Here is a 23,762-nt window from a genome sequence, read left to right on the forward strand (position 1 = left end):
GAGGTATGAAAATGTTCGAACAGGAAAAACGCATTCTCATTCTGAATCCAGGCTCAACATCAACGAAAATCGGTGTCTTTCACAATGAACGCTGTATCTTTGAAAAGACGCTGCGGCATCCCGAAGAAGAGCTGAAAGCATTTAACGGCATTATCGACCAATACGAATTTCGAAAAATAAGCATTCTTGAGTCTTTGCACGAACAGGGCATCAACATTTCAAAGTTTGATGCCGTTTGTGCCAGGGGCGGCCTGCTCAGACCGATTGAGGGCGGCACATATGAAGTGAATGACGCCATGATCACTGATTTGAAAAACGGCTACAACGGCCAGCATGCTTCTAATCTGGGCGGAATTATTGCCAGGGAAATAGCAGACGGATTAAATATCCCCGCGTATATCGTCGATCCGGTCGTGGTGGATGAGATGACTCCGCTCGCTAAAGTATCAGGAATGCCTGAAATCAAGCGGAAAAGCATTTTTCATGCTTTGAACCAAAAAGCTGTTGCCCGTCATGCGGCGGCGTCCCTCGGCAAACGGTATGAACAGATGAAGATGATCGTCACTCATATGGGCGGCGGCATCACAGTCGGGATCCATGATTGCGGACGGGTGACGGATGTCAACAACGGGCTTCACGGAGAAGGGCCCTTCAGCCCGGAGCGTGCGGGAACCGTTCCTGCGGGTGATTTGGTGGAGATGTGTTTTTCCGGCAAGTATTCAAAAGCCGATATGATGAAAAAACTTGTCGGCACGGGCGGACTCTCCGGCTACCTGGGGACAACGGACGCGGTGAAGGTGGAAAAACGCATTCAGGCCGGAGATGAGCATGCGAGGCTCATTTATGACGCCATGGCTTATCAAGTAGCAAAAGAAATCGGGGCGGCAAGCGCCGTATTAAAAGGAAAAGTAGACATTATCGTCCTGACGGGCGGATTGGCGTACGGGAAAAGTTTCGTATCCGCCATCAGATCGTACATAGATTGGATTTCGGATGTACTGGTGTACCCGGGAGAAAATGAACTGCAATCTCTCGCGCAAGGCGCGCTTCGGGTTTTAGCCGGTGAGGAGCAGTCAAAGCAATATCAGATCGGCGAAGGAGTGAAAACAAATGGCGACTGAATATGATGTGGTCATTCTGGGCGGCGGCACAGGCGGTTATGTAGCCGCCATCAGAGCGGCCCAGCTCGGCTTAAAAACGGCCGTTGTAGAAAAAGAAAAGCTCGGCGGAACATGCCTGCATAAAGGATGTATCCCGAGTAAAGCGCTGTTAAGAAGCGCGGAAGTGTACCGAACCGCAAAGGAAGCGGCAGCATTCGGCATTGAAACGGAAGGTGTCTCCCTCCGCTTTGACAGCGTGCAAAAACGAAAGCAGGGAATCGTTGACCGGCTGGCCGGCGGTGTCGCCCACTTGATGAAAAAGGGGAAGATTGATGTATTCAACGGGTACGGACGTATGCTCGGCCCTTCCATCTTCTCACCTCTTCCCGGTACGGTTTCCGTCGAATACGCAAATGGTGAAGAAAACGACATGCTGATACCGAAACAATTGATTATCGCAACCGGTTCAAGGCCGAAAATGCTGCCGGGTTTAGAAGCAGACGGTACATATATTCTGACATCAGATGAAGCGCTTGAGCTTGAGCGTCTGCCCCAATCCATGATGATCGTCGGCGGCGGTGTCATCGGAATTGAATGGGCATCCATGCTGAACGATTTCGGCGTCAATATCACTGTGATTGAATATGCGGACCGCATTTTGCCGACTGAAGACCGTGATATTTCAAGCGAGATGGAAAAACTGTTAACGAAAAAAGGAATTAAGATTGTAACGGGTGCGAAAGTGCTTCCGGATACATTGGAAAAAGCGGATGGCGTTTCAATTGCCGCTGAAAAGAATGGAAAAAAAGAAACGTATCACGCCGAACAAATGCTTGTTTCCATCGGCCGCCAGCCGAACATTGAAGGGATCGGCCTTGAAAATACGGACATTGCAGCGGAAAACGGTTCTATCATAGTAAATGAAGCCGGACAGACGAAGGAATCGCATATTTATGCGATCGGTGATGTCGTCGGCGGTCTGCAGCTTGCGCATGTGGCCTCCCGTGAAGGCATCATTGCCGTTGAGCATATGGCGGGTCTTAATCCGGCTCCGCTTGATGCCGCTCTTGTGCCGAAATGCATTTATTCAAATCCGGAAGCGGCGAGTGTCGGGCTGACAGAAGAAGAAGCTGCCCGAAAAGGACATGAACTTAAGATCGGAAAGTTTCCGTTCATGGCGATCGGAAAGGCTCTTGTATACGGAGAAAGCGACGGCTTTGTCAAAATCGTCGCCGATCGGAATACAGATGATATTCTCGGTGTTCATATGATCGGCCCGCACGTCACCGATATGATCTCTGAAGCGGGGCTTGCCAAGGTGCTCGACGCGACGCCTTGGGAAATCGGCCAGTCCATACATCCGCATCCGTCGCTTTCAGAAGCGATTGGGGAAGCTGCGTTAGCCGCAGACGGAAACGCGATTCATTTTTAAAAGGAAAGAAGGAGGGGTTTGAATGACTACAAACCGCCATCAAGCATTAGGGCTTTCTGACGAAGAAGCCGTTGAAATGTATAGAACCATGCTGTTAGCCAGAAAAATCGACGAAAGAATGTGGCTCTTAAACCGCTCGGGCAAAATTCCGTTCGTTATTTCATGTCAAGGGCAGGAAGCGGCTCAAGTAGGCGCGGCCTATGCCCTAAACCGCGATACCGACTATGTGCTTCCGTACTACAGAGATATGGGGGTTGTGCTTGCATTCGGTATGACTGCTAAGGATTTGATGATGTCGGGTTTTGCGAAAGCGGCTGATCCGAACTCAGGCGGAAGGCAGATGCCGGGCCACTTCGGGCAAAAGGAAAACAGAATCGTAACGGGCTCATCCCCTGTGACGACGCAGGTTCCCCACGCGGTCGGAATCGCGCTTGCGGGACGCATGGATAAAAAGGATATCGTCTCTTTCGTTACCTTTGGAGAAGGATCTTCCAACCAGGGGGATTTTCACGAAGGGGCAAACTTTGCCGCCGTGTATAAATTGCCGGTCATTTTCATGTGTGAAAATAATAAGTATGCCATTTCCGTTCCGTATGACAAACAGGTGGCGTGCGAAAATATTTCCGACCGGGCGGCAGGCTACGGCATGCCGGGAGTCACAGTTGACGGAAACGACCTGCTGGAAGTTTACCGGGCCGTGAAAGAAGCGCGCGAACGGGCATCTAAAGGCGAAGGTCCTACATTAATAGAAACGGTTTCCTACCGGTTGACGCCGCATTCCAGTGATGACGACGACAGCAGCTACAGAGAACGCGAAGAAGTAGAAGAAGCAAAGAAACAGGATCCGCTTCTTTTATACAAAGCATACTTGCAAGAAGCCGGGCTTCTAGGTGAAGAAGAAGAAAAGGCCATGCTGGATGACATCATGGCTATCGTAAACGAAGCGACAGACGAAGCGGAGAAAGCGCCATACGCATCTCCTGAATCAACGCTTGATCACGTTTATGCGAAGTAGGGAGGAATACTTATGTCTGTAATGTCTTATATTGACAGTATTAATGCAGCTATGAAAGAAGAAATGGAAAGAGATCCGCGCGTTTTTGTCCTCGGGGAAGACGTCGGGAGAAAAGGCGGCGTATTTAAAGCCACGGCGGGTCTCTATGAACAGTTCGGAGAAGAGAGGGTGATGGATACGCCGCTTGCGGAATCAGCGATTGCGGGTGTCGGAATCGGCGCCGCGATGTACGGCATGCGCCCGATTGCCGAGATGCAGTTTGCCGATTTCATTCTGCCTGCGGTCAACCAAATCATTTCAGAAGCGGCCAAAATACGCTACCGTTCAAACAATGATTGGAGCTGTCCGATGGTCATCAGAGCGCCTTACGGGGGCGGCGTGCACGGCGCGTTGTATCATTCCCAATCTGTGGAGGCCATTTTTGCCAACCAGCCGGGTCTTAAAATTGTCATGCCTTCAACTCCTTATGACGCAAAAGGGCTGTTGAAAGCCGCAGTCCGTGACGAAGATCCCGTGCTGTTTTTCGAACATAAGAGGGCGTACCGCCTGATTAAAGGAGAAGTCCCTGCTGATGATTACGTCCTTCCGATCGGAAAGGCGGATGTAAAACGCGAAGGCAGCGACATTACTGTCATTACGTACGGATTATGCGTCCATTTCGCTCTGCAGGCTGCCGAGCGTCTTGAAAAAGACGGAATTTCCGCGCACGTATTAGACTTGCGTACGGTTTATCCGTTAGATAAAGAGGCTATCATTGAAGCCGCGTCTAAAACGGGAAAAGTATTGCTGATCACAGAAGATACGAAAGAAGGCGGCATTATGAGCGAGGTCGCCGCCATTATTTCTGAAAACTGCTTATTTGATTTAGACGCGCCGATCAAGCGGCTTGCAGGCCCTGATGTTCCGGCAATGCCTTATGCGCCGACAATGGAAAAATACTTCATGATGAATCCTGACAAAGCGGAAGCCGCGATGAGAGAATTAGCGGAGTTTTAAAGACGTAAGGAGGTTTTTGACATGGCGATTGAACAAATGGCTATGCCTCAGCTCGGAGAGAGCGTGACGGAAGGGACGATCAGCAAGTGGCTGGTGTCCCCCGGTGATCAAGTGAATAAATATGACCCCATCGCGGAGGTCATGACGGATAAAGTGAATGCGGAGGTGCCGTCTTCTTTTACCGGTACGATTACAGAACTTGTAGGAGAAGAAGGCCAGACTCTTACAGTCGGCGAGATCATCTGCAAAATTGAAACGGAAGAAACGGAAACCGAAGAGGCGCCGAAGCGGGAAGAAGAGCAGAATACCCCTTCAGACACCGATGCAAACCGTCAAGGTAAAGACCAGTCAAATAAAGCGCGTTATTCGCCGGCCGTGCTCAGATTAGCGGGAGAACACGGCATTCAGCTTGAAGAAGTTGAAGGAACGGGCGCAGGAGGAAGAATTACGCGAAAAGACATTCAAAAGATCATTGATTCGGGAATGCAGCAGAAGTCGGAAGCACCGGCGCCGGCTGCCGTTCAAACAACGCAACAAGCGCCGAAACAACAGCAAAAACAAGCGCCGGCGCCAGCTCTGTCAGCCGGTGATATTGAAATTCCGGTTACCGGCGTCAGAAAAGCCATCGCCGCCAATATGCATAAAAGCAAAACAGAAATTCCGCACGCCTGGACGATGATGGAAGTCGACGTCACGAACATGACGGCGTACAGAAACAGCATAAAAGACTCATTTAAACAAAAAGAAGGCTTCAATTTAACATTTTTCGCTTTCTTTGTAAAAGCGGCGGCGCAGGCTCTCAAAGAGTTCCCGCAGATGAACAGCATGTGGGCGGGAGACAAAATCGTCCAAAAGAAAGACATCAACATCTCCATTGCCGTTGCCACGGAAGATTCGCTGTTTGTTCCGGTTATTAAGCATGCTGATGAAAAAACGATTAAAGGCATAGCCAGAGAAATAACGGACCTTGCGAAAAAAGTGAGAAACGGAAAACTTACCGCGGAAGATATGCAGGGCGGCACATTTACCGTCAATAACACGGGATCTTTCGGGTCAGTTCAATCTATGGGCATTATCAACCATCCGCAGGCGGCGATTCTTCAGGTAGAATCTATCGTCAAACGTCCGGTTGTCATGAATAACGGGATGATCGCAGTGCGTGATATGGTTAATCTTTGCCTGTCTTTAGATCACAGAGTGCTCGACGGGCTCGTATGCGGCCGTTTCCTCGGACGCGTCAAAGAAATCTTAGAAAACATTGACGAAAATACTTCAGTCTATTAAAAAAACTCCTTTTGCCCGGGCGGCAAAAGGAGTTTTTTTATTTTCATTGTGAATCCTCGGGAACAAGCATAGTGAGATGATGTTTTTTCACTTCGATCGTACAAGGCGTTGTTCTGTATACCTCGCCATCTGTATCCGCGTCCATTTCACGTCCGGTTTCGATTTCAATCCTGGAGGCCTGAATATAGGACAGCTCCCCTTTGAAATCATCAAACGAACCCTGCTCCATCGTCATCAGCTCCCGCAACGCGGCAAGGCTTGTGTTGCGGCAGATTAACACATCGGCTAAGCCGTCCCGGAGGCTCGCATCAGGCAGGGGAACTCTGTTTGTCCCGATATAATGCCCGTTCATGACAAGCACCATTACGGCTTCGTCTTCTTTCACCTCGCCGTCAATTGTCAATTTGACAGGAAACGGGTTCGCGCTTGTCATCGTCCGCAAGGCGCTCGTGAAGTAGCTGATTTTACCAAGCCATGCTTTTTCAGTTTCATTGATATGGCTCGATGCTTCGGTGATCAATCCGATGCCCCAGAAGTTCAGAAAATAGCCGTCATCCGTTTTACAGACGTCAATCATCCGTTTATGTCCGGCCGCGAGCGCTTCAGCGGCCTTTTGAAGGTTTTGCGGGATGCCGAGCGCCCGTGAGAAATCGTTGCACGTTCCTCCCGGCAAAATGCCGACAGCGGGCCTGTTATCAAGCTTGCTGATGCTGTTGATGCATTGATGCACAGTGCCGTCTCCGCCTAAAATATATAAATGGTCAACTGAACTGTCGAGGTTTTCACAATACTGACGGGCATCGTCCTGATGTTTGGTCGGTTTAATCAAAAGTTCGTCAGCTGACTGGGCCAAAATGGGGACGACCGTGCCGAGCGTTTTATCAATCTGTTTTTGACCGGCGTTTCCGTTATAAATTAATACTGCTTTCCGTTGGCTCATACGACTGCTCCTTTATTTCAGACAATCTCTTTAACAAGTTTCCCGTTTTTAAAAGGTCATAAACTTACATCAGGTACATAAAAGGAACAAAAAACAATTTGGATATGAGCGGTGTCATTTGCCGATAGTGAGGTTCCTTGCTATCATAAGAAGAGATGATCAAAAAGGAGAGGTCCCAGTTGAATATGGATTTTAATTTATTTATGAATGATGTGGTGCGTCAAGCCCGCCAGGAAATCACGGCCGCCGGGTATACAGAGCTGAAAACCGCTGAGGAAGTGGACGAAGCGCTTTCGAAAAAAGGAACCACACTCGTCATGGTCAACTCTGTGTGCGGATGCGCAGGCGGTATTGCACGGCCTGCCGCATACCATTCTGTACATTACGATAAACGCCCGGATCAGCTTGTGACGGTATTTGCCGGACAGGATAAAGAAGCGACAGCCAAAGCGAGAGAATACTTTGAAGGCTATCCGCCGTCCTCTCCGTCATTTGCCATTTTAAAAGACGGGAAAATCATGAAAATGGTGGAACGCCATGAAATTGAAGGCCATGAGCCGATGGCCGTCGTCACAAAACTGCAGGAAGCATTTGAAGAATATTGTGAAGAAGTATAAGTGAAAGAAAAACCCCGGAGCCGAGCGCTTCCGGGGTTTTTTATATGGAATCTGTATAAATATAAATATTTATACACCGGCGTTCAGCTGTCACTAATCGGAAAAACAATGACTATAATAAACAGAGAAAGGAAAATATATTTTTCAAAAATAGTATTGCATCACAATTAAAAAGTGTTTAAAATACAAGTTAACGAATAAATATTCAATTTTAAGAGATCAGTAGATATGGGGGAAATGAATCATGAAGAAATGGCTGTTGGTATTAGCTGCCGCATGTATCACCTTTGCGCTGTCCGCCTGCGGATCAGGCAATTCAGGCTCAGAGGGCGGAAAGAATAAGCTGATTATGGGTACATCGGCTGACTATAAACCATTTGAATATAAAGACGGCGATCAGATCACCGGGTTTGACGTTGATCTGGCAAAAGCTCTGGGCAAAAAGACCGGCTATGACGTTGAGGTGCAGGACATGGACTTCAACAGCCTGATTACAGCCTTGAAGTCCAAGCAGGTAGATATGATTTTATCTGGAATGACACCTACGCCGGAACGGAAAAAGCAAGTTGATTTTTCTGATATTTATTATACTGCTAACAATATGATTGTTACGAAAAAGGGAAGTAGCATTAAATCCCTGAATGATCTGAAAGGCAAAACCGTCGGTGTTCAGCTCGGCTCCATTCAAGAGGAAAAAGGCAAGAAGCTCGCTTCGAAATACGGTTTTCAGCTCGAAGACCGCAACCGGATCTCAGACTTAACGGAAGAGATTAAATCCGGGCGTTTTGATGCCGCGATTATCGAAGACATCGTAGCACAAGGCTATTTCAGTTCAAATAACGATCTGCAGGGCTTTGCGTCAGCAGATGCGAAATCAGACGAATCGGGCTCCGCGATTGCGTTCCGCAAAGACAGTGATCTGACAGCGAAGTTTAACAAAGCGCTGAAAGAAATGGAGAAAAACGGAGAAATCGAAAAACTGAAGAAAAAATGGTTCACCAACGAGAAATAAAAGGAAGCTCAACTTTTCGTTGAGCTTTTTATCTTGAATAAAGACAAAGGAGATCACACGTATGAATTTGGATTTCTCAGCGACAATCCCCCAAATTCCTTTTATATTGGAAGGCCTTGCGGTCACATTAAAAATTGTGCTCGTTTCAGCGGTCATCGGTCTTGTATTAGGAATCGTGCTCAGCTTATTTAAAATCAGCACGATCAGTCCGCTGAAATGGATTGCGGATTTTTATACTTCGATATTCCGCGGCACGCCGCTTGTGCTGCAGCTGATGATCATCTATTTCGGTATGCCGCAGCTTCTCGGCTTTCAGATCGATCAATTTTGGGCGGCGGTCACCGCATTATCGCTCAATTCAGCCGCTTACGTCTCTGAAATTATCAGAGCGGGAATCAACGCAATTGACAAAGGACAAAAAGAGGCTGCCGTCGCTCTCGGCGTGCCGTACGGAAAAATGATGAAAGATCTGCTGCTGCCGCAGGCGTTTAAAAACATTTCTCCGGCTATTATTAACGAATTAATCACCTTGACGAAAGAATCGGCAATCGTCACGGTAATCGGTCTCGGCGATATTATGAGACGGGCCTACCAGTCCGGCGCCGCAACATACAACTATTTAGAACCTCTTATTGTGGCGGGCTTAATCTATTACGTGCTCGTTTTGATCTTAGCATTCATCGGAAAAGGCGTAGAAAGGAAGCTGAAAGCCAATGATTAAGGTCGACAACCTGTCAAAATCATTCGGGAAACATGAAGTACTGAAAAACATTTCAACACAGATCGAAGAAGGGGAAGTCGTCGCCGTCATCGGCCCTTCCGGTTCCGGCAAATCAACGTTTCTGCGCTGCTTAAATCTGCTGGAAACCCCGAGCGGCGGAACGATTGCCATTAAAGAAAACGAAATCACCGCAGCTAAAACGAATAAACTGAAAGTGCGGGAAAATATCGGCATGGTATTTCAGCATTTTCATCTGTTTCCTCATAAAACGGTGCTTGAAAATATCACATACGCGCCGGTCAGCGTGAAGAAAGAGTCTAAAAAGGATGCGGAGGAAAAGGCGTGCGCTCTCCTTGAAAAAGTCGGGCTGCTTGACAAACGGAACGACTATCCGAACCGTTTGTCAGGCGGACAGAAGCAGCGGGTCGCCATCGCGCGGGCGCTTGCCATGAATCCTGACATCATGCTGTTTGATGAACCGACCTCGGCTCTTGACCCGGAAATGGTCAAAGAAGTTCTTGAGGTGATGAAAGAGCTCGCGCAGACGGGCATGACAATGGTGATCGTAACGCACGAAATGGGATTTGCCAAAGAAGTCGCAGACCGCGTATTATTTATGGATGAAGGGACGATCGTGGAAGACGGTCAGCCGGAAGAATTTTTTCTTTCTCCGAAGTCAAAAAGAGCACAGGACTTTTTAGAAAAAATATTATAAAATATAACTGTAAGAAAAGAAGAAGAATGCTCTTCTTCTTTTTTTTGAGAAAGAAACAAACAGAATGGAGCAAGCAATGTTTAAAATCGGTTACCGGACACTAAAGACCGCACTTGGAACGGCGCTGGCCATTTATTTAGCCCAGCTGTTGCATCTGCAAAACTTCGCATCCGCAGGAATCATCACCATATTGTGCATCCAGATTACACAAAAGCGGTCGCTTCAGGCCTCGTGGGCCCGATTTGCCGCCTGTTTATTGGCGATCGTCTTTTCATATGTCTTTTTCGGACTGATCGGCTATTATCCGTTTGCGATCGGAATATTGCTGGTGCTGTTCATTCCGACTACAGTCGTTTTAAAAATAAATGAAGGGATCGTCACCAGCTCAGTAATCATTCTTCATTTATATATGTCCGGCGGCATTACGATGGCGTTTATCTGGAATGAGTTCCAGCTGATCACCGTAGGTATCGGCGTCGCGCTGTTAATGAATCTGTATATGCCGAGCCTCGACAGAAAACTCGCAGCGTACAGGAAAAAAATCGAGGACAACTTTTCCGTCATCTTCGCCGAAATCGAACGGTATTTGTTAACTGGTGAGCAAGATTGGACAGGGAAGGAAATACCGGAGACGCATCAGATGATTCAAGAGGCGAAAAACCTCGCCTATCGGGACGTGCAGAATCATATTTTGCGCCATGAAAATCTCTACTATCATTATTTTAAGATGAGGCAGAAACAATTTGAAATCATTGAACGGCTGCTGCCGAAGATTACCTCTATTTCAATAACGGTGGAGCAGGGAAAAATAATCGCCCATTTCATCCATGAATTAAGGGAAGCCATTCATCCCGGCAATACCGCTCATAAATTTTTAAAAAGACTTGCAGAAATGAGAACGGAATTTGAAGAAATGCCGCTCCCGGCAACGCGTGAGGAGTTTGAAGCGCGGGCGGCTTTGTTCCACCTCCTCGGTGAGATGGAACAATATCTCGTGATTAAAAGTTATTTCAAAGGCATCAAGCTGTAAAAAACATATGGATCAATCGCATGAGTCCTCCTTTCATTGGTCATTCTAATGAAAAAAGGAGGGGAGCCCATGCGATTTTTTTTATTGTCAGCCGTCCTGCTGCTGTCTCCGCTTTGGCCGCTTGGCGCGAACCCTTTGCCGGGTGACCCTTATATTATCGTCAATAAAGCCACAAATGCGCTTGCTGTTGTAAAGGATAACCGAATAGAAGGCATTTATCAGGTGGCGACGGGAAAAACGGATGATTTGACGCCTGAAGGAGAATTTACGGTAACGGTCAAAGCCGTCAATCCGTATTACCGGAAGAAAAATGTAGAGGGAGGCGCGCCGGAAAACCCGCTCGGCGTCCGCTGGATCGGTTTTGATGCGAAAGGCACCGACGGCAGAATATACGGCATTCACGGAACAAACAGAGAAGAGCTGATCGGGGGGTTTGTATCAAACGGCTGCATCCGTATGAAAAACCGGGATGTCATCCGTATTTTCCGGATTATCCCTCCCGGAACGAAAGTATTGATTACAAAAGAAAACCGCTCATTCGAGGACATTGCAATAGAGCGGAAAGCCCTCATAAAAAAGCAGGAAACCCCCTTGCAATGAGGCGCCTGCTTTTTTACTGCAAATACATCATAATGCCTGAGAGGAGGGTTGAAAGTATAAATACGCCCAAAATGACGATGACGGCGCTTTTCATAAATTTTTGAGACATTGTTTCACTCCTTAAGATTACTGTCTACCATTTTAACGTGTTTTGCTTATATGAACAAGCCATATCCTATGGAGGAAAGCAGGTGGCCGCGCTATGAAAAAACTTGATCATGTCGGCATTGCCGTCAGCTCTATTGAAGCCGCGAGAGGATTTTACGAACGGATGCTCGGGCTTACGTATATGGGAGACGAGCTGGTAAACGGCCAAAATGTGAGAGTTGCTTTTTTAGAAGCGGGAGGCACAAAGCTTGAGCTGATTGAGCCGCTGTCGGACGCGTCTCCCGTCAGCTCTTTTTTACAGAAAAGAGGCGAAGGGCTGCATCATTTGGCATTCCGCTGCGCCGATATGAAGGAAACGATCAAGGAGCTTGAATCATGCCGCATGACCTTGCTTCATCATGAACCGCAAAACGGAGCGGGCGGGAAGAAGATCGCATTTCTCTCTCCAAAAGAGGCGAACGGCGTCCTGATTGAGCTTTGTGAAACAATTGAAAAAGGAGAAACTCAAGATGAACATGAGTGATCATATCAGACACTTAAACGAAAGACGTTCCTTTTTAACAAACGGCGGCGGAGCGGAAAAAAATAAAAAACAGCACAAAAAAGGCAAGCTGACGGCAAGAGAAAGAATTGACTATCTATTGGACGAAGACAGTTTTTCAGAGCTGCAGCCGTTTGCCAAAAGCCGCACGCCCGGGTGCCAGAATGCTCCGGGAGACGGCGTTGTTACCGGATACGGCACAATTGACGGACGGCCCGTGTATTTGTTTGCCCATGACTTTACCGTACTCGGCGGGACGCTCGGCGAGACGCATGCGGAAAAAATCGCGGCGGTAATGGATCTGGCGGCGAAAAACAAAAACCCGATCATCGGGCTGAACGACTCAGGTGGTGCGAGAATTCAAGAGGGTGTGGTATCATTAAATGGATACGGTCATATCTTTAGGCGCAACGTCCTTTACTCGGGAGTGATTCCGCAAATTTCTGTCATTCTTGGGCCGTGTGCCGGCGGTGCTGTTTATTCACCCGCTTTGACGGATTTTGTGATTATGGCGGAACATACGTCGCACATGTTTATTACAGGTCCGAAAGTCATTGAACAGGTGACGGGTGAACAGATTGACGCGGAAAGTTTAGGCGGTGCGGGAATACATAATGTGATAAGCGGAAATGCCCACTATTCCGCACGAACGGAAAAAGAGGCACTTTCGGCTGTGAAAACCCTGCTTTCTTATCTCCCGCACGGCGGACAGACGGCACTACCCGTTAAAAAGGAAGACGCCAGACCGTTATTAAACACCCTCGTTCCCGCGGACAGTTTGAAACCTTACGATGTGTTACAGGTAATAAAAGAGCTGGCGGATGACGGAACGTTTTTTGACATTCAGCCGTATTTTGCCAAAAACATTGCTGTCGGTTTTCTGAAACTCGGACGGCGTACAGTCGGTGTTGTCGCAAACCAGCCGAAACACTTGGCGGGGAGCCTCACGATTGATGCCGCTGACAAAGCGTCGAGATTCATCCGTTTTTGCGACGCGTTTCATATTCCGCTATTGACGATCGCTGATGTTCCGGGATTTCTTCCGGGCCTTCAGCAGGAACATGCGGGAATCATCCGTCACGGAGCAAAATTGCTGTATGCTTTTGCCGAAGCGGCGGTGCCGAAAGTGACGCTCATCATCAGAAAAGCTTACGGAGGCGCTTATGTCGCCATGAATTCGAAAGGGCTCGGAGCAGATCTTGTATTCGCCTGGCCCAATGCGGAAATCGCCGTGATGGGAGCGGAAGGCGCGGCGTCGATTTTATACAGCAGAGACATACAGGCTTCTGGGGACCCGGAGAAAACGAAGCGCGAAAAAAAAGCCATATACGAAAAGGAAAACGCCGGTCCGTATAAAGCGGCTGCCTGCGGTATGGTGGATGATATCATCCGGCCGGAAGACTCGAGGAAAAAATTGATTCAGGCATTTGACATGCTTGCGCATAAGGAAGAGGAAAGACCGAAAAAAAAGCACGGTAATATACCGCTTTAAACGGAGGGAACTGAAAATGGTAAACGAAAAACGTCTGCTTGAAGAATTTCTTGAACTCGTTCAAATTGATTCAGAGACAAAACATGAAGCGGAAATCAGCAAGGTGCTCAAACAAAAATTCACTGATTTAGGATTGAGCGTAAAAGAAGATGATACAAAAGAAGTGACGGGGCATGGAGCCGGCAACTTAATCTGTACGTTAAAGGGCACAAAAGATGCGGATACGATTTATTTTACATCCCACATGGACACGGTTGTTCCGGGCAAAGGCGTTAAGCCGATTGTGGAAGACGGCTATGTAAAATCCGACGGCACGACGATTCTCGGCGCTGATGATAAGACGGGTCTTGCCGCAATGTTTGAAGCCATTAAAGTGCTGAAAGAACAAAACATCGAGCACGGCACCATTGAATTCATTATCACGGCCGGAGAAGAATCGGGATTAGTCGGGGCAAAAGCAATGGATCGTTCAGACATTACCGCGAAATACGGTTTTGCGCTTGATTCAGACGGAAAAGTCGGCAACATTATTGTAGCCGCGCCGACACAAGCGAAAGTGAGAGCAACCATTTTCGGGAAAACGGCTCATGCGGGAGTAGAACCGGAAAAAGGCATCTCCGCGATTACAATCGCATCAAAAGCAATCTCTAAAATGCCGCTCGGCCGTATTGATAAAGAAACAACGGCTAATATCGGCCGTTTCGAAGGCGGCACGCAAACCAATATCGTCTGCGACCAGGTTGATATTCTGGCTGAAGCGCGTTCATTAGTGCCTGAAAAAATGGAAGCGCAAGTGCAGAAAATGAAAGAAGCTTTCGAATCTGCTGCAGCTGAGATGGGAGGCCGCGCGGAAGTGGACATCGCGGTCATGTATCCGGGTTTCAAATATCAGGACGGCGATCAGGTTGTGGAAGTCGCGAAAAAAGCGGCGGCAAAAATCGGCCGTCCGAGCGAACTTCAGACAAGCGGCGGCGGAAGTGACGCAAACGTCATTGCCGGCCACGGCATTCCGACAGTCAACCTGTCAGTAGGCTATGAACAAATCCATACGAAAAATGAAAAAATGCCGATTGAAGAGCTCGTCAAAACGGCAGAAATGGTCGTTGCCATTATCGAAACAGCGGCCAACTAAAAACGAAGCACCCAGTTGATTGGGTGCTTTTTTCATTCTTCATGATATTAGGCTTAAAGCTTTGCAGATACAAGAAAAAACCCTGCCGGATAGGTTCCGGCAGGGTTTCAGTATTATGATTTGGCGGGCTCCGCCTGAGCCGCAGCCTGTTTCTTTTTATGATGCGTCTGCTGTAAAAGTACGTTCTGCACTGTCAAAAACAGTCCGCTTGTAAACCAGTAAAGCGGCAGCGCAGCCGGTACGTTAAGCGAAAAAACGGTCATCATGACAGGGAAAATAAAGACCATGATTTTTGCTGACTGCATCGCGGCCGGATTTTGAGCAGCCGGTGAATATTTCTCGTTTAATTTTTGGGAAATATAAGCCTGTAAGAAATACATGGCCCCCGCGCACAGTGATACAAGAATATCAGAATGCCCTAAGCTGAACCACAGAAATGAGTGTGAAGCAATTTCCGGCGTTGAGCGGATGGCGTAATAAAAACCGATCAAAATCGGGAATTGCACCAGCATCGGAAGACATCCCATTGCCATCGGATTCAGATTGTGCTCACGGTAAAGCTTCATCATTTCCATTTGCAGTTCTTTTTGTTTTTCCGCATCTTTCGTTTGTTTCATTTTAGCCTGAATGCTGTCGACCTGCGGTTTGATCACAGCCATTTTTTCCTGGAACACCCGCTGTTTCTTAAATTGGTTCACAAACAAAGGCAATACAACGATCCGGACGATAATCGTCACCAGAATAATCGACAGTCCGTACTCACCGTGGAACAGGCCCGCCACCCCTTTTAAAAGTGCCGAAAACGGCTCGATCAGGTAATCGTGGAAAAAACCGATATTCCCGAGGCCTCCCGTCTGAGTCTGAGATGTCGCCGCAAAAGCCGAGCGGCCTGTGCACAGTACGATAAAAAATAATCCCAATACGATCCACTTTTGATATGTTTTAGACAATTATGTTTCCTCCTTTATATCTTCACTTGCCGTTATAAAAGGAGGAAGCTGACATCTTCATCATCATTCGCCGGTGAATTCATGCGGATGACTTTACGTATCCAAGTTGTAATGCGATGATATATAATAATAAGAAAGTCTGTTCGGTTCAGCTGAACGACTGCTTGATGTTCATCTATTCGTTTCGTTCTCCAATGCTCGCCTGCGCGGCGCTCACGCAAAAGAAAAGCGATGCCGATCGCGGTCAGAGCGGGAAGAATAATTGTGAAAAAATCGACTAAAAATAAAAAGTCATTCATTGACTCAAGAATCATTTTATCACATCCATTCAGCTCTTATTTTACTACATATATATAAGGTTGTCTATGAAAGGAAAGGAGGCGCCGGGAGTGGCCGGAAAAGGGAGAATTATATTTCATATCGATATGAACAGTTTTTATGCCTCCGTAGAAATGGCGTATGATCCGTCTTTAAGAGGAAAACCTATCGCCGTTGCCGGAAACGTGAAGGAACGGAAAGGAATCATCGTCACCTGCAGCTACGAAGCGAGAGCGCGGGGCGTAAAGACCACCATGCCGGTGTGGCGGGCAAAACGCCTCTGTCCGGAACTCATCGTCGTGCCTCCGAATTTTGACCGCTATCGGAGTTCGTCAAAAGAAATGTTCAGCATTCTGAGGGAGTATACGGATTTAGTCGAGCCTGTTTCTATTGATGAAGGATACATGGATATTACGGACACACCGCACAGACACAGGGCGTATGAGACAGCCGCAGACATTCAGGCGAGACTGCAAAAAGAGCTTTTGCTCCCGTCAAGCATCGGCATCGCCCCGAATAAATTTCTCGCTAAAATGGCGTCTGACATGAAAAAACCGCTCGGCATCACCATTTTAAGAAAAAGAGAGCTGCCGGACGTCTTATGGCCTCTTCCGATAGAAGAGATGCACGGTATAGGAACGAAAACTGCGGAAAAAATAAAAACGCTCGGCATCAAAACGATCGGTGATTTGGCAAAAGGAGATGAACATGCGCTGAAAACGCTTCTCGGCATAAACGGCCCGAGGCTGAAGGATAAAGCGAACGGCATCCATCCTGCAGAAGTCAATCCCGAGCGGATTTATGAATTTAAAAGCGTCGGCAACTCATCCACCCTGTCGCATGATTCGGCTGACTGGGATGAATTAACGGGCGTGTTTGACCGGCTTGCGCTGTCTGTGAGCGAACGGCTCCAGCGTAAGGAGGTCATGGCCTGCCGGCTGTTCATCATGATTCGGTATGCGGATTGGAAAACGGTCACAAGAAGCATGACCCTCAGCAATCCGGCTGATCAGAAAAAAGACATCATGGAAGCGGCGATGGAACTGTTTGACAAGCACTGGAACCAAAACCCGGTAAGGCTTCTCGGCATCACCGGGACGGAACTGGTTGAAAAACAGCAGGCGTATAAACAGCTTGATCTGTTTTCATTCAAGGAGGACGCAAAGGATGAGCCGATTTTTCAGATGATGAACGAGCTGAATGAAAAGTACGGCCAAAACCTGATCAGAAAAGGCGCCGTTATAAAAAAAGAAGAAAGCAAAACAAGGGGCACGAGCTTTAACAGAGACTTTTTTCAGGATGAAAAGAAAAGGTGAATAACTTGAAAAAAGGGGTTATGTATGATAATTTCTTTAGTATAAATATCATTTTATTTTAATTTAAATTTTAAAATGGTTAAACGTTTGAAGAAGGGACGTTAGAATATGTCAAAACAACAAATCGGAGTTATCGGTCTTGCGGTAATGGGTAAAAATCTGGCTCTTAACATCGAAAGCCGGGGATTTTCTGTGTCTGTATACAACAGATCAAGCAGCAAAACGGAAGAGTTTTTAGAAGAGGCAAAAGGTAAAAATGTTGTCGGTACATACAGCATTGAGGAGTTTGTCCAGTCTCTTGAAACACCCCGTAAAATTTTATTAATGGTTAAAGCGGGAACTGCAACGGATGCGACGATTCAATCTCTTCTTCCTCATCTGGAAAAAGACGATATTTTGATTGACGGCGGAAATACATACTATAAAGATACACAGCGCCGGAACAAAGAGCTTGCCGAAAGCGGCATTCACTTTATCGGAACGGGTGTATCAGGCGGTGAAGAGGGAGCGCTGAAAGGGCCTTCTATTATGCCGGGCGGCCAAAAGGAAGCGCACGAACTCGTAAAACCGATTTTAGAAGCCATTTCTGCTAAAGTGGACGGGGAAGCTTGTACGACATACATCGGCCCGGACGGAGCGGGGCACTATGTGAAAATGGTGCACAACGGTATCGAATACGGTGATATGCAGCTGATCTCTGAGTCATATTTCATTTTGAAACAGGTGCTCGGATTGTCTGCCGAAGAGCTTCACGAAGTATTCGCTGAGTGGAACAAAGGAGAGCTTGACAGCTATCTGATCGAAATCACGGCTGATATTTTCACTAAAAAAGATGAAGAAACGGGCAAACCGCTAGTTGACGTCATCCTTGATAAAGCAGGCCAAAAAGGAACGGGTAAATGGACAAGCCAAAGCGCTCTTGACTTAGGCGTGCCGCTTCCGATTATCACTGAATCTGTTTTTGCGCGTTTCATTTCCGCAATGAAAGAAGAGCGTGTGAAAGCAAGCGGCCTTCTGTCCGGACCAGACGTTAAGCCGGTCACTGAAAATAAAGAAGAGCTGATTGAAGCGGTCAGAAAAGCGCTCTTCATGAGTAAAATCTGTTCTTACGCACAAGGCTTCGCTCAAATGAAAGCCGCGTCTGAAGAATATAACTGGGATCTGAAATACGGTGAAATCGCGATGATCTTCCGCGGCGGCTGTATCATCCGCGCGGCGTTCCTGCAAAAGATCAAAGACGCATATGACCGTGAACCGGAGCTTGACAACCTGCTGTTAGACAGCTACTTCAAAAACATTGCAGAAAGCTACCAAGGCGCTCTTCGCCAAGTGATTTCACTTGCCGTAGCCCAAGGCGTGCCGGTACCTTCGTTCTCAAGCGCACTTGCGTATTACGACAGCTACCGTACGGCAGTGCTTCCTGCAAACTTGATTCAAGCGCAGCGTGATTACTTCGGCGCGCATACGTATGAACGCACAGATAAAGAAGGCATTTTCCATACTGAATGGATGAAGTAATGAAGAAGCCCCCGCATTGATTGCGGGGGCTTTTCTGATATTAAAAACCGCGGGCCGTCATGAACGGCGCCGCGGTTTTTAAATTTTTTCTTATATATTCCACCAGTGGAGACCGTCTTTTTCAAGAAGATCGTCCGAAGCTTTCGGTCCCATTGACCCTGCTTCATAATTCGGAGAAAGGGTTTTGTCGGCTGCCCACGTTTCGGAAATCGCATCGACGAAATTCCAGGAAAGCGCCACTTCGTCCCAATGGGCAAAGTTTGTCGCATCACCGAGCAGACAGTCATGGATTAATTTTTCATAGGCTTCCGGTGTGTTCATTTCATCACTGCAGTTGCTGCAGTAGTCCAGCTTAATCGGCTGAGCATGAGCGGCTCCGCCTAATTTTTTAGCGTTCAGATATAGTGTGATGCCTTCATCCGGCTGAATATGGATGACAAGCAGGTTCGGATTTACATTCGTTTCATTGCCGTAATAAAGGTTCATCGGAATGTCTTTAAATTGAACGACGATTTTCGTTGATTTTTCTTTCATCCGTTTCCCTGTTCGGATATAAAACGGAACGCCGGCCCAGCGGAAGTTATCGATTAACAGCTTTCCGGACACGAATGTTTCCGTATTGGAATCCGGTGCTACATTATGCTCATCTGTATAGCTCGGTACAGAGTTTCCGTCAATCGTTCCCGCTTGGTATTGTCCGCGGACGAAGTAGTCACTCACTTCGTTTGGAGCGACAGGGCGGAGAGCTCTCAGCACCTTCACTTTTTCGCTGCGGATTTCTTCCGTGTTCAGTTTAATCGGCGGTTCCATCGCCAAGAGAGCGACCATTTGCAAAATATGGTTTTGGACCATATCACGGAGTGCGCCTGATTTTTCATAATATCTCGCGCGGTCTTCAACGCCGAGATCCTCGCTTGACGTAATCTGGATGTTTGAGATGTAGCGGTTATTCCACAGCGGCTCAAACAGCGCATTCGCAAACCGGATGACTTCGATATTTTGAACCATTTGTTTGCCTAAATAATGGTCGATCCGGTAAATTTGATCTTCCGTGAAAGCTTCGCGTATTTCTTTGTTAAGCTCTTTCGCACTCGGCAGGTCATGGCCGAACGGTTTTTCAATGACGAGACGGGACCAGCCATTTGTCGCTGTGACACCTTCGTTTTTAAGTGATTTTGCGATCGTGCCGAAAAACTCAGGAGCCATCGCCAAGTAAAACATTCTGTTGTTCGGGATTTCATATGTATGTTCAAGCTGATCAAGCAGGACATTCAGCTCCTGATAGGAACCCGGATTCGTTACATCAAACGGATGGTAATAAAAATGAGATGTGAAATCGTCTATGTCTTTTTGCCCGGCAGAAGAAACAGACGTTTTAACCGTTTCCCGGAGGTCCTCGTTTGACCAAGGTCTTCTTCCAACACCTACAACTGCAAACTCTTCACCAATTTGACCATTTTTATATAAACGGTGAATGGATGGGTAAAGTTTTCGTTTTGCCAAATCCCCTGTGGCACCAAATATTACAATTACTGCTTTTGGTTTGTCGTTTGTTTTCACTTAGAGTACCTCACTTTATCTGAAGCATGGTTTAAAACCCCGCATATTTCCTTCATTTTAAATCTAAAATTCATTGAAAGCAAACATTTCAGCCTGTTTTTTGCGGTTTGCGGAAAAAAATTAATCAGGCCGGAGAAGGCCCGGGTGAATTCACATTTTCAGTCTGATCCTGTATCCTTAGTAGTACAAAGATCTAGGAGGAAGCATTGTGGAATTATTATTTTTAGGGACGGGGGCCGGCATGCCGGCAAAGACGAGAAACGTAACGTCCGTCGCGCTGAAGCTTCTTGAAGAAAGGCGTTCCGTATGGCTGTTTGATTGCGGAGAAGCCACTCAGCATCAGATATTACATACAACAATCAAACCGAGGAAAATAGAAAAGATTTTCATCACCCACCTTCATGGCGACCATGTTTACGGTCTTCCGGGTCTGTTGGGGAGCCGTTCATTTCAGGGCGGTGAAGAAGAGCTGACGATTTACGGGCCAAAAGGCATTAAAGCCTTTATCGAAACAAGCCTGAACGTGACGGCGACTCATCTGACGTATCCTCTTACCGTACATGAAATCGAAGAGGGGACGGTTTTTGAAGATGAGCACTTCATTGTTACCGCAGCATCCGTCATTCACGGTGTGGAAGCGTTCGGCTACCGGGTTCAGGAAAAGGATATTCCCGGCGCATTGCAGGCCGGCAGATTGAAAGAAATGAATATCCCGCCCGGACCTGTCTATCAGAAACTCAAAAAAGGCGAAACGGTCACACTTGACGATGGCAGAATCATTAATGGGCGGGAGTTTCTGGAATCCCCGAAAAAAGGGAGAATCGTCGCTTTTTCCGGGGATACGAGGGCATCAGAGCGGGTAACGGAGCTTGCGCGCAATGCGGATGTGCTTGTTCATGAAGCGACGTTTGCCAAGGAAGATGCAAAGCTCGCACATAATTATTATCACGCGACGACAGAACAGGCTGCGCAAACGGCAAAAAAAGCAGGCGCCAAACAGCTGATCTTAACTCATATCAGCGCAAGGTATCAGGGAGAATCGCCGATAGAGCGTCTCGAACATGAGGCGAAAGCGGTATTTGAAAACAGTAAGATCGCATTTGACTTCATGGAGGTCACTGTGGAGCGGTCTTAAAAAATAGACGCTTGACATTTTTTTCTGATGATATATAATAAAACGTAATAATTACGATTAAAAAAAGGGTGAAAATGATGCGTGTGAATGTTACATTGGCCTGTACAGAGACAGGGGACAGAAATTATATCACGACGAAGAACAAACGGACGAATCCGGACCGGTTAGAAATGAAAAAGTATTCACCCCGGTTGAAAAAGTATACTTTGCATCGTGAGACCAAATAGATCACGATAACAAAAGCCATTGTGCCGTTGCACAATGGCTTTTGTTTTATCAGTTTACCGCCTGATAGGCAGGAGCATTCATTTGCTGGCGCACCGCGCACCAAACATCATAAATGGCAAGGTGGACGATGTGCGGTTCATCGTGGTGAATGGCATGAGAACTGTTTTTGGCCTGAATCCATCCGCTTTGATAAGAGACATCAAGCATGCTTCTGTGCAGTTTCACCCATTGTTCATGAGCGTGCTTTAAGCGCTCATCCCGCTCTCCCGATGATAAAATCAACAGCGGCATATCGCCGAAATGAATCTGCTGATGCTGGATCTGCCTAAGGCTCGTTAAAAATTCTGCGTGTGATCCTTCCAATTTGAACTGTTTCAAATAGGCGGCCTTCATTTCTTCAGGAAGAAGCGGAAGCACTTTCGTCTCCTGATCCTCAGAAACCGGATCAAGCAGCACCATCCCGAGAATATCCCGGCGGTTCCGGCTCGCCCAAAGTCTGCTGATAATCGTGCCGTATGAATGCGAGACGACAAGGTAAGGAGGCTTGACGCCGGCCTTCAGAAGAAGAGCGCTTAATTCCTGTACCATATGGTCCGCCGTTCTCTTGTTTCGGCTTCGTCCGCTTTTGCCGATTCCGGCTCTGTCATATGTGAAAACCCCAAATTCTTCATCTATGTCAGCGAGTAATGATGTCCATGTTTCAGAAGAAGTGCCGTAGCCGGCTTCAAAGACGATCGTCACTTCGCCGGCGCCTTTACGGTGTTTCGTATAAAACGGACACCCGTCAATCAGATATGTCCTTTCCATCCATGCTGCTTTCATTGGAGTCATCTCCTCTAATTGGTTCTATAGGGAAGACGGAGAAGCTTCGGCAATCGTTTCTCGAAAAATAAAAAAAGAGACAGCCGGGATCGAAAAACTCCGGCTGTCACTTCATCACCATGCTCTGTCGTATTGGACCGGTGACGGTATTTCAGTATTCAGCTGCTTCGCTGCACTCCTTGCAAAGTGCGGATCGCGGAGAAGTTCTCTCGCGACAAAAATAAGGTCAGCGCGGTTGTTTTGCAGAATTTCTTCGGCCATTGTTCCCGTCGTTATCAAACCGACGGCGCCTGTTGCGATTTCGGCCTGTTCACGGATTTTCTCCGCGAAGCTCACTTGGTAGCCGGGGAAGACGTTAATATCAGCTTGAACGAGTGCGCCTGAGCTGCAATCAATGAGGTCGACTCCCTGTTCTTTCATCCACTTCGCAAAACCGATATGATCCGCAATGTCCAGCCCTTTGTCTGTATAATCCGATGCAGAAATACGGACAAATAACGGGCCGTCCCAGACTTCCTTGACGGCTTCAATGGTCTCGCCTAAGAAGCGGTAGCGATTTTCATGTGAGCCTCCGTATTCGTCTGTACGGTGATTGGACAGAGGGGACAAAAATTCGTGCATTAAGTAGCCGTGTGCGGCATGAAGTTCAATGATGTCAAAGCCGGCTTCTTTCGCGCGCGCCGCTGCCTGTTTGAATTCCTGAATGGTTTCTTTAATTTGTTCTGTCGTCATTTCAGCCGGTGTTTTGGACTGCTCATCGAACGGAATGGCTGACGGAGCGTAAATGTCTCCCTCAAGCTCAGCTTTACGTCCGGCGTGCGCAAGCTGAATGCCGATTTTAGATCCTTGCGCTTTCACTTGTTCCGTCAGTTTGGCAAAACCTTCGATATGATCATCGCTCCAGATGCCCAAATCCTGATCGGAAATGCGCCCCTGAGGATTAACGGCTGTCGCTTCCACGATAATCAGGCCGACCTGTCCGATTGCACGCGATATGTAGTGCGCCATATGAAAAGGCTGCAGTTTTCCGTCCTTCTCATGTGAGGAATACATACACATCGGTGCCATAACAATACGGTTTTTGATCGTTACATCTTTAACGGTCCATGGTGTGAATAATTTTCTCGCCATTTATTTCGCCTCCCGGAATGTTTTTAGACATTGATTATAACAACTCATG

At 47.4% G+C, this 23,762-nt stretch carries 25 protein-coding genes; 18 read left to right on the forward strand and 7 right to left on the reverse strand.

Annotated features, from left to right (window positions below; genetic code table 11):
• Window positions 1-5: 5 nt before the first annotated feature.
• From buk to AC2CGA_RS14555, 5 genes are read left to right on the forward strand one after another with little or no spacing between them, the layout of a single operon-like run.
• On the forward strand, window positions 6-1,121 hold the full coding sequence (gene buk, locus AC2CGA_RS14535; RefSeq protein ID WP_088037403.1) for a butyrate kinase: 1,116 nt from the start codon (window positions 6-8) through the stop codon (window positions 1,119-1,121).
• Window positions 1,111-2,532 (forward strand): dihydrolipoyl dehydrogenase, encoded by a 1,422-nt coding sequence (gene lpdA, locus AC2CGA_RS14540; RefSeq protein ID WP_139885311.1) that lies wholly within the window; start codon window positions 1,111-1,113, stop codon window positions 2,530-2,532. Before buk ends, lpdA begins: the two co-directional genes overlap by 11 nt.
• 22 nt (window positions 2,533-2,554) lie before the next feature.
• The gene (locus tag AC2CGA_RS14545) at window positions 2,555-3,547 is read left to right on the forward strand and encodes a thiamine pyrophosphate-dependent dehydrogenase E1 component subunit alpha (protein WP_044053446.1); all 993 of its coding nucleotides are present in this window, start codon (window positions 2,555-2,557) and stop codon (window positions 3,545-3,547) included.
• 12 nt (window positions 3,548-3,559) lie between these two features.
• Window positions 3,560-4,543 (forward strand): 3-methyl-2-oxobutanoate dehydrogenase subunit beta, encoded by a 984-nt coding sequence (gene bfmBAB / locus AC2CGA_RS14550; RefSeq protein WP_003153216.1) that lies wholly within the window; start codon window positions 3,560-3,562, stop codon window positions 4,541-4,543.
• A gap of 21 nt (window positions 4,544-4,564) precedes the next feature.
• Window positions 4,565-5,827 carry a dihydrolipoamide acetyltransferase family protein gene (locus tag AC2CGA_RS14555; RefSeq protein ID WP_017418110.1) on the forward strand — a complete coding sequence of 421 codons (1,263 nt, stop codon included), beginning with the start codon at window positions 4,565-4,567 and terminating at the stop codon, window positions 5,825-5,827.
• Between the two features lie 43 nt (window positions 5,828-5,870).
• On the opposite strand, the gene AC2CGA_RS14560 is transcribed toward AC2CGA_RS14555, so the two are convergent.
• A complete protein-coding gene (locus AC2CGA_RS14560) occupies window positions 5,871-6,767 on the reverse strand; it encodes a YegS/Rv2252/BmrU family lipid kinase (RefSeq protein ID WP_058906173.1) in 897 nt (298 codons plus the stop codon).
• A gap of 179 nt (window positions 6,768-6,946) precedes the next feature.
• Between AC2CGA_RS14560 and brxB the strand changes: the two genes are divergently transcribed.
• The 6 genes from brxB (at window position 6,947) to AC2CGA_RS14590 (ending at window position 11,462) form a co-directional block, all read left to right on the forward strand.
• Window positions 6,947-7,384, forward strand: a complete 438-nt coding sequence (brxB, locus tag AC2CGA_RS14565) for a bacilliredoxin BrxB (RefSeq protein WP_003153223.1) — start codon at window positions 6,947-6,949, stop codon at window positions 7,382-7,384.
• Window positions 7,385-7,628: 244 nt separating this feature from the next.
• Window positions 7,629-8,396, forward strand: coding sequence for an arginine ABC transporter substrate-binding protein ArtP (artP, locus tag AC2CGA_RS14570; protein WP_003153224.1), 768 nt, complete (start codon window positions 7,629-7,631; stop codon window positions 8,394-8,396).
• 61 nt (window positions 8,397-8,457) lie between these two features.
• A complete protein-coding gene (gene artQ / locus AC2CGA_RS14575) occupies window positions 8,458-9,117 on the forward strand; it encodes an arginine ABC transporter permease ArtQ (RefSeq protein ID WP_003153227.1) in 660 nt (219 codons plus the stop codon).
• A complete protein-coding gene (artM, locus tag AC2CGA_RS14580; RefSeq protein ID WP_014305373.1) occupies window positions 9,110-9,832 on the forward strand; it encodes an arginine ABC transporter ATP-binding protein ArtM in 723 nt (240 codons plus the stop codon). The genes artQ and artM overlap by 8 nt, the downstream gene beginning before the upstream one ends.
• A gap of 76 nt (window positions 9,833-9,908) precedes the next feature.
• A complete protein-coding gene (locus tag AC2CGA_RS14585) occupies window positions 9,909-10,862 on the forward strand; it encodes an aromatic acid exporter family protein (RefSeq protein WP_003153231.1) in 954 nt (317 codons plus the stop codon).
• A gap of 69 nt (window positions 10,863-10,931) precedes the next feature.
• Window positions 10,932-11,462, forward strand: coding sequence for a L,D-transpeptidase (locus tag AC2CGA_RS14590; protein ID WP_014305372.1), 531 nt, complete (start codon window positions 10,932-10,934; stop codon window positions 11,460-11,462).
• 13 nt (window positions 11,463-11,475) lie between these two features.
• Here the strand turns inward: AC2CGA_RS14590 and prli42 are convergent, their stop codons facing one another.
• Entirely contained in the window at window positions 11,476-11,571 is a 96-nt protein-coding gene (gene prli42, locus AC2CGA_RS14595) for a stressosome-associated protein Prli42 (RefSeq protein ID WP_021734205.1), read from the reverse strand.
• A gap of 93 nt (window positions 11,572-11,664) precedes the next feature.
• Here prli42 and mce point away from each other — a divergent pair, with 93 nt between their 5' ends.
• From mce to AC2CGA_RS14610, 3 genes are read left to right on the forward strand one after another with little or no spacing between them, the layout of a single operon-like run.
• Window positions 11,665-12,093 (forward strand): methylmalonyl-CoA epimerase, encoded by a 429-nt coding sequence (mce, locus tag AC2CGA_RS14600; RefSeq protein WP_003153235.1) that lies wholly within the window; start codon window positions 11,665-11,667, stop codon window positions 12,091-12,093.
• Window positions 12,080-13,603, forward strand: a complete 1,524-nt coding sequence (locus AC2CGA_RS14605) for an acyl-CoA carboxylase subunit beta (RefSeq protein ID WP_484480219.1) — start codon at window positions 12,080-12,082, stop codon at window positions 13,601-13,603. The genes mce and AC2CGA_RS14605 overlap by 14 nt, the downstream gene beginning before the upstream one ends.
• 16 nt (window positions 13,604-13,619) lie before the next feature.
• On the forward strand, window positions 13,620-14,735 hold the full coding sequence (locus AC2CGA_RS14610) for a tripeptidase T (protein WP_003153237.1): 1,116 nt from the start codon (window positions 13,620-13,622) through the stop codon (window positions 14,733-14,735).
• 113 nt (window positions 14,736-14,848) lie between these two features.
• On the opposite strand, the gene AC2CGA_RS14615 is transcribed toward AC2CGA_RS14610, so the two are convergent.
• Together AC2CGA_RS14615 and AC2CGA_RS14620 are read right to left on the reverse strand one after the other, a co-directional pair.
• A complete protein-coding gene (locus tag AC2CGA_RS14615) occupies window positions 14,849-15,685 on the reverse strand; it encodes a membrane protein insertase YidC (RefSeq protein ID WP_024085579.1) in 837 nt (278 codons plus the stop codon).
• Between the two features lie 32 nt (window positions 15,686-15,717).
• Window positions 15,718-15,999: a hypothetical protein gene (locus AC2CGA_RS14620; protein WP_003153239.1), complete on the reverse strand. Its 282-nt coding sequence runs from the start codon at window positions 15,997-15,999 to the stop codon at window positions 15,718-15,720.
• 75 nt (window positions 16,000-16,074) lie between these two features.
• On the opposite strand from AC2CGA_RS14620, the gene AC2CGA_RS14625 reads away from it, so the two are divergent.
• Window positions 16,075-17,319, forward strand: coding sequence for a DNA polymerase IV (locus tag AC2CGA_RS14625; protein WP_003153240.1), 1,245 nt, complete (start codon window positions 16,075-16,077; stop codon window positions 17,317-17,319).
• 108 nt (window positions 17,320-17,427) lie between these two features.
• Complete coding sequence (gene gndA / locus AC2CGA_RS14630; protein WP_003153241.1) at window positions 17,428-18,837, forward strand: NADP-dependent phosphogluconate dehydrogenase; 1,410 nt, start codon at window positions 17,428-17,430, stop codon at window positions 18,835-18,837.
• 90 nt (window positions 18,838-18,927) lie between these two features.
• Here the strand turns inward: gndA and zwf are convergent, their stop codons facing one another.
• Window positions 18,928-20,397: a glucose-6-phosphate dehydrogenase gene (zwf, locus tag AC2CGA_RS14635; protein WP_003153243.1), complete on the reverse strand. Its 1,470-nt coding sequence runs from the start codon at window positions 20,395-20,397 to the stop codon at window positions 18,928-18,930.
• A gap of 208 nt (window positions 20,398-20,605) precedes the next feature.
• On the opposite strand from zwf, the gene rnz reads away from it, so the two are divergent.
• Complete coding sequence (rnz, locus tag AC2CGA_RS14640; protein WP_024085577.1) at window positions 20,606-21,532, forward strand: ribonuclease Z; 927 nt, start codon at window positions 20,606-20,608, stop codon at window positions 21,530-21,532.
• 77 nt (window positions 21,533-21,609) lie between these two features.
• Complete coding sequence (gene rpmG / locus AC2CGA_RS14645) at window positions 21,610-21,759, forward strand: 50S ribosomal protein L33 (protein WP_003153246.1); 150 nt, start codon at window positions 21,610-21,612, stop codon at window positions 21,757-21,759.
• A gap of 49 nt (window positions 21,760-21,808) precedes the next feature.
• On the opposite strand, the gene AC2CGA_RS14650 is transcribed toward rpmG, so the two are convergent.
• Together AC2CGA_RS14650 and namA are read right to left on the reverse strand one after the other, a co-directional pair.
• Window positions 21,809-22,582, reverse strand: a complete 774-nt coding sequence (locus AC2CGA_RS14650; RefSeq protein WP_025852822.1) for an alpha/beta fold hydrolase — start codon at window positions 22,580-22,582, stop codon at window positions 21,809-21,811.
• Between the two features lie 114 nt (window positions 22,583-22,696).
• A complete protein-coding gene (gene namA / locus AC2CGA_RS14655) occupies window positions 22,697-23,713 on the reverse strand; it encodes an NADPH dehydrogenase NamA (protein WP_003153250.1) in 1,017 nt (338 codons plus the stop codon).
• Window positions 23,714-23,762: the final 49 nt, after the last annotated feature.

It is taken from the genome of Bacillus sp. SYZHCR11, from assembly GCF_057196865.1.